Here is a 12,011-nt window from a genome sequence, read left to right as displayed (position 1 = left end):
TGGTAAACAAAGGGAAATCCTCCCTCTATTTCGCCTCTCTCTCTTCACTTCGGTGAGATAACGGGAAATGTTCCCTCTATTTCATGCAAATGCGGGGTCTATCGCGTATTTCTTGTAATTTATAGGTATGTTTGTAAGTAGAATAAATAGTAGACACCTCGTTAAGAGAATTCGATAATGAATGAAATAGGAGGTGTTCACAATGGGTGAACAGCGGAATCGATACAATGAAGAGTTTAAGAAACAGACGGTAAAGTATCTGCAAGGGCAGACGAAATCGGTGGAGGACATCGCCCTCGAACTAGATATTCCCGCGAAGACGTTACATGCCTGGAAAGCGAAATTTCGAGATTTTAAGAATGAACCCGTCGCCAGTTCGGAACGCCTCCGTGAGCTCGAGCAGCTCGTTAAAGAGCAAGAACGTGAGCTCCGCGCGAAAGACCAGAGGATTTCCGATGTAGAGGAGGAGCTCGCGATTGTAAAAAAGGCTGTGCACATCTTCAGCAAACCAAGGAACGACGGTTCCAGTTCATAGAAGATCATCGCTCCGAGTTTCGTTTAGAGAAGATGTGCGAAGTCATGAGTGTTTCACGTAGCGGTTACTACAAATGGAAAAATGCAGAGATAAGCAACCAGGAGCTGAGAAAACGGACTTTAATGGAGCGGGTTTCTTACCATTTTCATGATTCTGAGCAGCGCTACGGTGCTCCAAAGATCACGTATCTCCTTCAAGAAGAAGGCCACACAGTAGCAGAGCGAACCATTGGTTTATATATGCAGGAGCTTGGCCTGCGTGCCTGTGTCTCGCGAAAGTACAAGGTGCAGACAACAGACTCGAGCCATGATTTGCCGATCGCACCTAACGTACTCAACCAAAAGTTTAAAACGGAGAAACCTAATAAGGTCTGGGTGGCAGACATTACCTACATTCCATGCAGAGAGGGCCGTTTATACTTAGCAAGCATTCTTGACCTGTGTACACGTGAGATCGTAGGCTGGCGCCTAGGGAGCCGGATGACGACCGACTTGGTACTTGGTGCGTTGCAAGACGCCTATAAAGCTAAAAAGCCAAAGAAGGGGCTGCTGCATCATTCAGATCGCGGTAGTCAATATGCATCTGATGATTACAGAAAGCAACTCAAAACCTACAAAATGGAAGCCAGCATGAGTCGGAAAGGCAACTGCTATGACAACGCCTGTATCGAGTCATTTCATAGCGTGCTCAAGAAGGAACTCGTTTACTGCAAGCGATTCAATACGAAGCAACAGGCCTATGAAGAAATCTACAGATATATTGAGTTTTTTTACAATCGTAAACGGATCCACAGTGCACTGGGTTACTTGTCACCAGTCCGGTATGCTGCAAAATTTAATAAGAGAAAAGCGGCATAAATGGTGTCCACTTTCTTGACAGAGGTCCAGTTTTCCCTTTAATACAACAGCCTCGGGTAGTGGGGCGAGATTAGAGGGAGCTTTTCCCGCTAGAATTCTTCTGGAGTTTTCCTTCAGCAGCTTCACGCTTATTTCTCATCATGCGAGACCAGCATACTCTCCAAATACGTACACATTCTTCTTGCACGCACCTCATTTCCTGAATAACAAAAAAAGCCCGTCCGCATAGGGACGAGCGTGCTCGTGGTTCCACCCAAAGTTCGATCCGTTCTCTGCGCCGATCGGAACGCCGGGCGGAATATCCCCCCTCGGCATTGCGACTATCGGCAGCCGGCGTAACACCGCCGAACGAATCCTTCGACGTTCTGTAACGGGAACTCCCGGCGGTTCATAGTCTCCGTTGCCTGCGCGGAGCGCACGGATTTCCGAATCGCGGCTGCAAGGGGGTACGCGTCTTCCATGTCCGAAGGGGCTTTCAGCACGTGGCCCCTCTCTCTGTCGGCATGCGTAAGCCGCACATGTCCTTGGTTATAGCCGATTGGTATGTTGTTGGTCTTATCGATGGATGAGGCGCTCCGTTCGTAGAAATCAAAAAAAGCGCCTCATCCGCAAAGGGACGAGCGCGCTCGTGGTTCCACCCAAATTCAATTCGTCTTCGCGGCGGAGAACCGCCAGACGAATCCTTGTGTTTTCTGTAACGGGAATACCCGGCAAGCCTTACACTTCCGGCGGCGAGGCCTCGCTGGCGGAATTTCAAACTTGCGGCTGCAAGGCGGTAAACGAATGTCATGACCTAAGGGGCTTTCAGCCGGGTCCCCTCTCTCTGGGCGGTATGTGCAATCATTCATGTCCTTGATCATTGCCTTTGGATTTGTCATTCATTCTATTCTCATTGACCGGAATTGTCAATTCCCTTCGCAGCCCGGATTCGCAAGCGAACGATTGCCGAGCTTCTCGTCGATGAAGGCCACGACCTTGGCCAGTTCCTCCATCTGCGCGCGGACCTTCTCCCTATGGCTTTCCATCATGTCGATCAAGTCCTGATGTTCCGTCAGATCGCCGTCGAGCGAGATGCCCAGGAATGGCTTCATCTCCTCCAGCGACAATCCCGTCTTCTTTAGGCAGAGCAGCAGCTTCATCGTGGCAATGTCATCATCCGTATAACGGCGGTGACCGTTCTCCTTCCTTACCGGCGGCGGCAGGAGCTGTATTCGCTCATAGTAACGAATCGTATCCCCCGATAATCCGGTATGCGACGAGGCCTGCGCAATCGTATAGGTTCGTTCTGCGTTCATCTCAGCTCTCTCCTTGCTCCGATTCATCGTATTCTTCCGATTATATAAGTTGGAGCCAGCTCCAAGTCAAGCTTCCAATCCCTTTCAAAAAAATCCCTTGACTTGAAGTCAGATCCAAGTTCTACAATGCATCTAATTAATCGCATCTGCGACCAACCGCCATGAAGGAGGCATGATACTCTATGACCACGATGACAAAAAGCAACCAAAACGAACGGGTAGCGCTTATTACCGGCGCTAGCCACGGCATTGGCCTGGAGCTCGCCCGCTTGCTGCTGAAGGAAGGCTGGCAGGTCATTGCCCTCAACCGTTCGGAGCTCCCCAAGGACGATGAGCTGCTGAACGGGATGCTGCGGACTTCCAAGCTCAGAACATACCGCGGGGATCTCTCCGATTACGCGAGCCTAAGGAAGGTGATGGAAGAAATCCGCGCGCATGAAACCCGAGTCGACGTCCTCTACAACAACGCGGGAGGCAGCTTCTCCGAGCTGCTCTACTCCAGGCAAGGACGCGAGCTTCATTACGAGCTGCATACCGTCGTGCCGTACATTATCTACAACGAGCTTAAGGAGCTGCTGCTGCAAGGCGATAGGCCTACCGTCGTGGGCACTTCGTCGAATGCGGCCGCGATGGTCAAACGTCTGGATCCCGGGAAGCTGGCCTCCCCGGAATCCTTCAAGAAGCTGCTTGGCCCCTATGCCGACTCCAAGCTGGCCCTGTCGTTATGGACACAGGAACACGCGGTGGCCGCAGAGGCCGAAGGCATCCGGCTTCTCAGCGTCGATCCCGGCGGCAACAATACGATTAGAAGCAGCAATAGCGGGGGCCTGCCTTTGCCCGTCCAATTGTTGATGAGGCTGTTTTTCCCGCCTCCGACGCACGGCGCGGCAAGGCTTCGCGACGGTGCGGCAGGCGCAGCTCGGCATGCAGCCGGCACATTCGTATCCAAAGGAGCTCCGAGGGCTTTGAAGTTCCGGCAGCATGGCCCTGCCATTTTGCGGCAGGTGGACGAGATTTACCGCAAGGAATATTTGAAGCAGGGCTGATATGCCGCCTGAGACGAGCTACCATATCCGGCGTATCGAGGCAGCGGCACCTGTGGAAAGCTAGTCTGGAGACGAGCTGCGAGAAGCCGCATGCTTCCCCGTTTGCTCTCCACATGCCCCAGTTCAATCTACCTATACGCGCTCCAGAAGCTCCGGCAGCTCCCGCCAATGACCCTCAATCCAGCGCAGCTCCCTAAGAAATCGCGCCAGCAATTCGCGCAGCTCGCTCTCGACGCGAACCTCCGTGCGCAGCCACCAGATGGATTCGATCAGATAGAGCATGCGAATCGCTCGAACCAACAATTCGCCTGATGCCGCTGCGTGCTCGCGATAACCGTCCATAAACGCGCGAACTCCGTCTATGCGCAGTCCCCCGTCTTCTTGCAACGCTCCGGACAGGATGGCCCTCGCAACGTCGATCTCCGGATAAGCCATCGTCATCCGATCGAAGTCGACGATGCCTGCGACTTTTCTGTCGCTCAGCAGGATGTTGTCTACCCACAAATCCCAGTGCAGCCAGCCCTGCCGACTTGCCGCGAACTCGCCGAAGTCCGCGGCTTCTACGATAGCGCGCGAGCGGTCCAGCCAATCCAGCACGATCTCGTCGCCTGCCGCGGCCGCCGTATTCCGGTTTTCTTCCCACTCTATCAGGTAAGCCGCACGGTCCGGTTCCCATGCTGGCTTGCTCAAAGGCGGCACATGCGACAGCCAAACGTGCATGCGTCCCGTCGATTGCCCCAGACTGTTAAGCTGGTTGTCATTCATGCTGCCAGCCTGCACGGTCTCGCCTTCCACCCAGTCCATAAACGCGACATGCATCCCCGACGGCGTCACCATCAGATGCCGGTCGTCGGGCGTTCGCACTCGAGGGCAAGCAACACCGGCAGCGTGAAGTCCGTTCTGCAGCTCCAGCGTCCGCTCGATGGCCGCCTTGCGATCCGGGCGGGCATGAAGCTTGTACCGGTCGGGATGATAATATTTTGCGAATAGCGGGCCTTGATCCGTATCGATCTTCCACTTCACGTTAAGCCAGCCCTTGTCGATAGGAGTTGCGCGGATAAATCGGATACCGAATTCAATGTCTAGCAGCGCTGCAAGCTCTTCCTCCCCATTCATCTCAAATGCCCCTTTTCTCCCGAATGAACAGCTCCTTCTATCGTACATGACCGAGACCGAAATTGCTCGTATTCCGCACAAAGAGGAGCAGCAGAGCAGGGCCTGAGTTGGCGCGCCTCCGCCGGGATGACATATAATGGAGAAGGCCAAGCTATACCGGCTTGGCTTTCGCGAATTGCAACTCAATCATGGATCGGAGGAATCGCAATGATCGTCAAGTACCATGGACACTCATGTATTCAAATTACGGAAGATGAACACTCAGTCATCATTGACCCCTTCTTGACAGGCAACCCTACGGCCACCGCAGGACCCGAAGAGGTGAAGGTGCAATACATTTTGCTGACGCACGCGCACGGCGACCATACAGCAGACGCGGAAGCCATTGCCCGCGCGAACGACGCCACCATTATCGCAACGTACGAGCTTGCAACTTACTACTCCTGGAAGGGACTTAAGACGATCGGCATGAACATCGGCGGCAGCCTGGACATCGGTTTTGCCAAGGTTAAGCTCGTCCATGCGTTCCATAGCTCCGGCATGATCGTCGAGAAGGGCCAAATTCTGTACATGGGCATGCCCGGCGGATTCATCATCGATTGGAATGACACGACGCTTCTCCATACCGGAGACACCGGCTTGTTCGGCGATATGAAGATGATCGGAGAACGCCACGACATCGATCTTGCTTTCCTGCCCATCGGCGATCTGCTGACCATGGGACCGGAAGATGCGCTCACGGCCGCGGAATGGCTGCAGGCGAAGGCCGTTATCCCCATCCATTACAATACGTTCCCCGGCATCGTGCAGGATCCCGACAAGTTTGCGAAAGCTCTGGATGAGCAGGGCGTGAAAGGGATTGCGCTCTCTCCCGGCGCTTCTTACGAACTGAACTCCTGAGCCAGGCCTCCACTATCCGTTGTCAGTGAGCATAGAAAATGAAACAGCGACAGCCAAGGACGAGAAAATAAAGTCCTGGACTGTCGCTATTTTATTGAGCTAACGTTCCCCGTTAGCGTAACAAAATACTGTTGATTGCGGTGCAATAATTAGTCATATTGTGAGTACAGTTCAAGCATATCATCAGCACAGCCAGCTATGATCGTATTTGCTTGTTCAGCATGTTTTACTGCCCCAGCGTAAAGTTGTAGATTAAAACTAACAGAAGCCATTATTAAATGCCATTCAGCGTCCGTAATTCCCTTATCAGAAACAGTTTGCAGCAGCCTGTATGCTTGTTCAAATGGATTGGTCTGGTCAGAATAATCTTGCAGATAATTCAATGCCCTAGCATATGCTAAAATCATTTCATATGACCACTGTTCCTGAGGGTACTGCTGCAAGATTGATTTTATTTCATAATAATTATCTACAAGCTTCATTACATCCATCTCTGCCTCAAGATCGTTTATATATTGCATGTCAATCATTCGGCTTGCTCCCTTCTCTATATCCATGTACCAATTTTACTAATTATTGATACATGATGCACAAGAGGATTTCTTCCTATTTTTTGCTATCCTGCCCGTTAGCTTAACGAAGCTTAGGACATCCTCAGATTTGGCCGAAACATCTCTGAGCAGGAGCTCTCATGCCTGCTGGAACACGAATCACCCCCGCCATGATCGAATAGTGAAGGGGGTGATTCGTGTGTATGGGGTCTGCAGCAGCGTCAAATCACTTCCAGCTGCTCCCGATGCGGCAGCGCCGGATGCGGGACATGCGGCTCCGTCTGGTACCAGTACGCGACGGAAGAGATATCGTCCTGCAGCGGCAAATATTTGCCGCCCGAGCGCCAGCCCAGCGCCTGGACCGTCACCCGGAAGTCCGTCTCGAACCGGATTGGATCCATCACATGCCATCGGTACATGCCGAAGCGTTGGTTGGCGCGGTACAGCCCGTCCCCCTTAATATGCTGATGCATGCCGAGGAACGGCGTGGAATACGTGACGTATTGGCCTCCCATATCCCAGTTCCATGCGCCGCCAAAATAATCCTCCAGTCCCGTACCGCAGATCGTCGGAAATTCCGTGTCCCCGTCCAGGTAACATTTGACCTCGCCCTCGCCCCACCAGTTGTTGCTGTTGACCTGCCAGGCCAGATAAGTGCCGACGTAATGCCCCTTGCCGCGGATGCCGTCCACGATCGTATGCACGTCCATGTAAGCCAGCGGGTTGCTGCGCCGCCACTGCGCGTGGAAATACGCCATGTCATCCGGCACGGAGGTCAGCGTATAATTGATTTGATAATAAAGCACCTTCCGCTCCGTCCCCACGTTCTCCATCGTGAACCGCGCCCGCTTGCGGAAAGGCATTTCCCAGTAGCTGTTGAACCCGTTGGCAGGATTAACGGAGATCGGCAAGGAGTTGACAAGACTGCGCTCGCACCATCCGTTGCAAAAGAAGTCTCCTGCCGGCACGCGAACCGAAGGCTCCGCTTCGTCATCCCAATAAATATTGAGGATCAAATGCCGCCATGATTCCACGGGGCAAGTCAGCCAAATATGCTGAATGACGCCCGGTCCGGCAATGTCCGCCATCGTAAACGCCGTGCCCGGCTCCACTTGAACGCAAGGCGAAATTTTCCACCCTTGTCCCAGCGTACCCGATGGACCGAGTCCCTCCCCTTCGGTGGCCATTCCGCCTTTGCCCTTTTCTCCCGTGAAATTTTCCGGCGATACCGACCGCGTTACCGCGTTCGAAAGTCTTGCCAGATTGCCTAGCCCCATTCCCGTTCCGTTAAATTCGTAGTTCATCGCCAATCAACCTCCATGTCATCTGTTATATGCCGGCGGCTTGCGGATCGAAAGCGCCTGCATTCGCAATAATGCCATTATAACGAGGATGCCGGAGAACGGATTTAGCAATTGTATAGTTTCTTTTGGCGATTATAATGGAAGGAGAGTCAAGAGGTCGCAGACTTTGACAATAGGGAAGTCCTGGAGGTTAATGATGGAGCTGTCGTCGGTACAAACGCTGTCGCCTTATGTGCGGGTGGCCATGGATCATTGGCTCCATCCCGGTTCGGTGCTGGACGAGCGAATGTTATGGGATTATGAGCTGCTATACGTGAAGCAAGGGACGCTCGAGGTCGAATTCGGACATGAGACGATCGTGGCGGGGAACGGCGACGTCCTGTTGTTCAAGCCCCGCCAGCCACACGTCCTCCGCGTGCCGGAGCACGGCCCCGTGCATCAGCCCCATATTCACTTCGACCTGCACGAAACGTTTGACAGCTCCGAGGTGCCCGTCTCCTTCAAGCACGAGAAGGATATGACCCCGGAGGAGAAACGCTGGTTCCGCGACGATCTGCTATCGGGTCCCGAGTTCAAGCTGGGCAGCCTGATCCGGCTCCAAACCGTCCATCCCTTCGAGGAACTGCTGTTCAGAATTATTCGCGAGCAAGAGATGAGACTTCCCTATTATCAAGTTCGGGTAAAAAGCTTGCTCCTGGAGCTGCTCGTCTGTCTGCTTAGGGATGCGCAAGCCCCGCAACTGAAGCGAACAAGCGGGAAAGGTTCCGTCAGGCTCGAGGATATCCAGCTCTATCTAAGCGAGAACGCCGGCCGCGAGCTGGCTTTGGAGGAGCTGGCGGAGCAGTTCCATCTGAATAAGCATCATCTCATTCGGCGCTTTAAAGAAACGTACGGCATTACTCCGATCCAATTCCATCAGCAGATGCGGGTCGAACGGGCCCGCAGCCTGCTTAAGCACTCCCTTCTCAGCGTACAAGACATCTCTGATATGCTCGGCTACCCAAGCATTCACGCCTTCAGCCGCGCCTTCAAAAACAAAGAGGGCCGCAGCCCCAGCGCCTATCGCGAGGCGGCTACCTCCTGAAACAGATGACTGACGAGACCATCGGGCCATACCCGGTCCAGCGGCGAAGAAGGACTAACCTTCGTTATCCTTCTTCCCGTCGTACCTATTCCACTACTGTGATCGTTGTATACACATCGCCGTCATAGTGACTGTCCACGACGTCCTGCGTCAAGGAGAAGTTGCAGTGCGCGGCTATCAAATATTGTCCGGCAGGCAGCTTCAGCTCTTTTTCCGCGTAGAAGGCTCTCCAGAACTCCGCATCGGGATCATCGGAGCTGTAGCCACCGCTCTTCACGAACGGGAACTCCATCGTCTCTCCCCAAGCGAATTTCATGGGCGTCAAATCCGAGGTGCTGGCACCGTCCATATCGAAGTCCTTCCCGTCTGTCAGAGTGAAGCCGACCTTGGCGCTGCTGGATCCCCATACCGTAAACTCTTTCTCATCCCCGGTGTATGTCAGCGAAGCCGATAGCACAATGGGCTCTCCTGCCTTATAAGTCGTCTTCTCCACGTTGAGCCGCATCTCGAACGGCTCTTCCTTATGCACGAGCTTCGGATTGTCCATCCGCTCCGCCACAATCGGATTAGTGGTGGAAGAAGGCCCCTCCGGCCGCTCTTCCCCGCCGCAAGCTATCAACAATACAATCGCCGCCAGCCATAACAAGGCGAGTCCTGATAATCTGTTCATCGTCCAGCGTCCCCTCTCTACTCCGGCCTGTTGTGTAATGGTATAGACGCTCCGCGTCGCCCAATTGTTCCCGACCGGAGACGAAAAAGAAAGAAGATCGCAAGCCCCCCTATCAGGCGGTCCTTGGATCTTCTTCCTTGATGCCGATTATCTATTGCCGGCCGTTTATTGACGCATATGCTTCTTACGCGCCGGCACCGCAGCATTTTTTGTATTTTTTGCCGCTGCCGCAAGGACACGGTTCGTTGCGGCCGATCTTCTGCTTCGTCTGGAAGCTGTAGACGTCGGCCTTCGGCATGTCTAGCGGTGCCGGACGGTCGGCGAGAGGAGCAACCGCGGCAGCGTTCGCGCCTTGGGGCTGCAGCACCGGGCCGGCGCCTTGCCTGTAGGCGGACATCTCTTCCGGCGAATGGCCTTTGAGCACCCACATCCGCGTATGATTATGGAAGGACGCCAGCGCATCCATCAACTCGTTCATTTCATTGTCCGATCCCAGCTCCAGATGCTCCATTAATTGAATAAACAGATCATTCATCGAAGCGCCGTTCTGAATGGCGGACGCGGCTTCGTCGGCCATGATGTCCAGACTTTTGGCGTCTACTCGCCAATGCTTGCGCAAGACGGACGCGAACTTCTTGTAGCCATCATGACGATCCACATAATCGTGCGCGGCTGCACGGATCACCTCCGGCTCCGCAAATGGATAATAAGGAAGATTGGGGCGATTTTGCTGCTCGGCAATCAACTCGGACGGATCTTTTAACATGAAGTTCCATACGTTTTCTTCGTCGTAATTAAGACTATAATCATAATAGGCCAGATCGCAGACAACTCTCCAGAAAGCCGTTCCGTCGACCGGCTCGCCCGTAAGCCTCTCTACATGCCCGGTTAACGTCTCCTTGTCCATGTATCCATAGTAGAACAGGAGGCCTCTCGTCAGATTAGCCCAACGTTCGTTGCGTTTCAGCATGTCCATCTGCTTGTCCATATCCAGCGTCTTCAGCTTCGCGACGACTTCCTGCGGCATAAAGACATAATCGTCCATCGGGAAGAGCAAACCATATTGCTGAAAATACATGGAATCATAATTGTTGTCGATTTTCTCTATAGAAACAATGCCGCCCGGCGCTTTCATGACGCTCTGCAGCACCGTAAAGCGTTCGATGTCCATTCGCTCCAGGCTGTATTCTATCTTGTCGACGATCTCGGCAGTCAATCGTTTGGCGAGGTCGGCTTTATTGAGTTGGCTGACGCCTCGAACATCCAGCGCCTGGCGCAATTCGGTCAATTCGTCTTTTTTGAGCTTACCCAGGATTTCCGTCAAAGTCATCTTGTTCGGTTTTACTGTTGGCATAACGATAATCTCCTTGTTTGGCTTACAATTTACCTTGTTTATACTAATTACTAAGATAATAGTATAACAGATAACGCCTTAACGCGCAGACATGGATGCAACCCTCTTTTTGCCGGCGAACATAGCAAGCATTATGCCATACAGATCAGGTTTCGCACTATATGAATCCTTCTATTGCAGCATCATAATAAAGCTTAGTAATATGATTATAAACGTTGCGGAGGGATTACAAACATGCCTTACACGGCTAATGGCAATCGATACAACGAAATGGTATATAACCGCTGCGGCAACAGCGGCATCAAGCTTCCCGCCATATCGCTCGGATTATGGCATAACTACGGCGGACAGGACGTGTTCGAGAACGGGAGAGCGATCGCGCGCGCAGCGTTCGACGCCGGCATTACCCACTTCGATCTCGCGAACAATTATGGACCGCCCTACGGCTCAGCGGAGGAGTCCTTCGGCCAAATCTTGCAAAAGGATCTCGCCCCTTACCGGGACGAGCTGATCATCTCGACTAAGGCAGGCTACGACATGTGGCCGGGTCCATACGGAAACTGGGGCTCCAAGAAGTATCTCGTGGCCAGTCTGGATCAAAGCCTCCGCCGCATGGGTCTGGATTACGTCGATATCTATTACCATCATCGTCCGGATCCCGACACGCCGCTCGAAGAAACCATGTCCGCGCTGGATCTCATCGTCCGTCAAGGAAAGGCGCTGTATGTCGGCATCTCCAACTACAGGGAGGCCGAGGCTCGCGAAGCCGCGGCTATTTTGAAGCGGCTTGGCACGCCTTGCCTAATCCATCAAGCCAGCTACTCCATTTTGGACCGCTGGATCGAAGACGGCCTGCATAACGCGATGAACGAGGAGGGCGTCGGCATCATCGGCTTCGTGCCGCTCGCGCAAGGCGTCCTCACGAATAAATATTTAAATGGGATTCCTGCCGATTCCCGTGCAGCCGGGCATAGCCGCTTCCTGAACAAGGACAGCATCCCGGATTGGAAGCTGGCTATTGTCCGTCAGTTGAACGAACTGGCCGCGCAGCGCGGTCAAAGTCTGGCGCAGATGGCGCTCGCCTGGGTTCTGCGCGACGGCGGCGTCACATCCGCGCTTATCGGCGCGAGCAAGGTCAGCCAGATCGAAGAGAACGTCCGCGCGCTGGACAACCTGACGTTCTCGGTCGAAGAGCTCGAGCTGATCGACCGGATTTCGAAGGGCGACGGCGCGCAAGCGTAAGCCGGCCGCGTTACGTCGAACGGAAACGTCGAACGGAAACTCCGGACGGACGATTCG

The 12,011-nt window shown here is 53.5% G+C and carries 12 protein-coding genes; 6 read left to right on the top strand and 6 right to left on the bottom strand.

Annotation, left to right across the window (positions count from 1 at the left end; translation table 11 throughout):
* Positions 1 to 202 precede the first annotated feature (202 nt).
* Both H7F31_RS34020 and H7F31_RS07810 read left to right on the top strand, forming a co-directional pair.
* Positions 203 to 535, top strand: coding sequence for a transposase (locus H7F31_RS34020; RefSeq protein ID WP_219930285.1), 333 nt, complete (start codon positions 203 to 205; stop codon positions 533 to 535).
* Positions 532 to 1,392 carry an IS3 family transposase gene (locus H7F31_RS07810; protein ID WP_261800484.1) on the top strand — a complete coding sequence of 287 codons (861 nt, stop codon included), beginning with the start codon at positions 532 to 534 and terminating at the stop codon, positions 1,390 to 1,392. The genes H7F31_RS34020 and H7F31_RS07810 overlap by 4 nt, the downstream gene beginning before the upstream one ends.
* Before the next feature lie 905 nt (positions 1,393 to 2,297).
* Here the strand turns inward: H7F31_RS07810 and H7F31_RS07805 are convergent.
* On the bottom strand, positions 2,298 to 2,687 hold the full coding sequence (locus H7F31_RS07805) for a MerR family transcriptional regulator (protein ID WP_187103673.1): 390 nt from the start codon (positions 2,685 to 2,687) through the stop codon (positions 2,298 to 2,300).
* A 182-nt stretch (positions 2,688 to 2,869) separates the two neighbouring features.
* Here H7F31_RS07805 and H7F31_RS07800 point away from each other — a divergent pair, with 182 nt between their 5' ends.
* On the top strand, positions 2,870 to 3,733 hold the full coding sequence (locus H7F31_RS07800) for an SDR family NAD(P)-dependent oxidoreductase (protein ID WP_315970554.1): 864 nt from the start codon (positions 2,870 to 2,872) through the stop codon (positions 3,731 to 3,733).
* Between the two features lie 132 nt (positions 3,734 to 3,865).
* On the opposite strand, the gene H7F31_RS07795 is transcribed toward H7F31_RS07800, so the two are convergent.
* Entirely contained in the window at positions 3,866 to 4,849 is a 984-nt protein-coding gene (locus tag H7F31_RS07795) for a phosphotransferase (RefSeq protein WP_187103672.1), read from the bottom strand.
* 207 nt (positions 4,850 to 5,056) lie between these two features.
* Between H7F31_RS07795 and H7F31_RS07790 the strand changes: the two genes are divergently transcribed.
* Positions 5,057 to 5,749: a metal-dependent hydrolase gene (locus tag H7F31_RS07790; RefSeq protein ID WP_187103671.1), complete on the top strand. Its 693-nt coding sequence runs from the start codon at positions 5,057 to 5,059 to the stop codon at positions 5,747 to 5,749.
* Positions 5,750 to 5,898: 149 nt separating this feature from the next.
* On the opposite strand, the gene H7F31_RS07785 is transcribed toward H7F31_RS07790, so the two are convergent.
* Together H7F31_RS07785 and H7F31_RS07780 are read right to left on the bottom strand one after the other, a co-directional pair.
* Positions 5,899 to 6,279: a hypothetical protein gene (locus H7F31_RS07785; protein ID WP_108994996.1), complete on the bottom strand. Its 381-nt coding sequence runs from the start codon at positions 6,277 to 6,279 to the stop codon at positions 5,899 to 5,901.
* A gap of 242 nt (positions 6,280 to 6,521) precedes the next feature.
* Positions 6,522 to 7,604 (bottom strand): glycoside hydrolase family 172 protein, encoded by a 1,083-nt coding sequence (locus H7F31_RS07780; protein WP_187103670.1) that lies wholly within the window; start codon positions 7,602 to 7,604, stop codon positions 6,522 to 6,524.
* A gap of 196 nt (positions 7,605 to 7,800) precedes the next feature.
* On the opposite strand from H7F31_RS07780, the gene H7F31_RS07775 reads away from it, so the two are divergent.
* On the top strand, positions 7,801 to 8,688 hold the full coding sequence (locus H7F31_RS07775; RefSeq protein WP_187103669.1) for an AraC family transcriptional regulator: 888 nt from the start codon (positions 7,801 to 7,803) through the stop codon (positions 8,686 to 8,688).
* 85 nt (positions 8,689 to 8,773) lie between these two features.
* On the opposite strand, the gene H7F31_RS07770 is transcribed toward H7F31_RS07775, so the two are convergent.
* Both H7F31_RS07770 and H7F31_RS07765 read right to left on the bottom strand, forming a co-directional pair.
* On the bottom strand, positions 8,774 to 9,358 hold the full coding sequence (locus H7F31_RS07770) for a hypothetical protein (RefSeq protein WP_187103668.1): 585 nt from the start codon (positions 9,356 to 9,358) through the stop codon (positions 8,774 to 8,776).
* Positions 9,359 to 9,542: 184 nt separating this feature from the next.
* Positions 9,543 to 10,712: a YecA family protein gene (locus H7F31_RS07765; protein WP_187103667.1), complete on the bottom strand. Its 1,170-nt coding sequence runs from the start codon at positions 10,710 to 10,712 to the stop codon at positions 9,543 to 9,545.
* A gap of 234 nt (positions 10,713 to 10,946) precedes the next feature.
* Here H7F31_RS07765 and mgrA point away from each other — a divergent pair, with 234 nt between their 5' ends.
* Complete coding sequence (mgrA, locus tag H7F31_RS07760; RefSeq protein WP_187103666.1) at positions 10,947 to 11,954, top strand: L-glyceraldehyde 3-phosphate reductase; 1,008 nt, start codon at positions 10,947 to 10,949, stop codon at positions 11,952 to 11,954.
* The last annotated feature ends 57 nt before the right edge of the window (positions 11,955 to 12,011 follow it).

Origin of the sequence: Paenibacillus sp. PAMC21692 (assembly GCF_014303795.1) — a bacterium.
In the GTDB taxonomy this organism is placed as follows: domain Bacteria; phylum Bacillota; class Bacilli; order Paenibacillales; family Paenibacillaceae; genus Pristimantibacillus; species Pristimantibacillus agaridevorans.
This window is presented reverse-complemented; position numbering and strand designations above follow the sequence as displayed.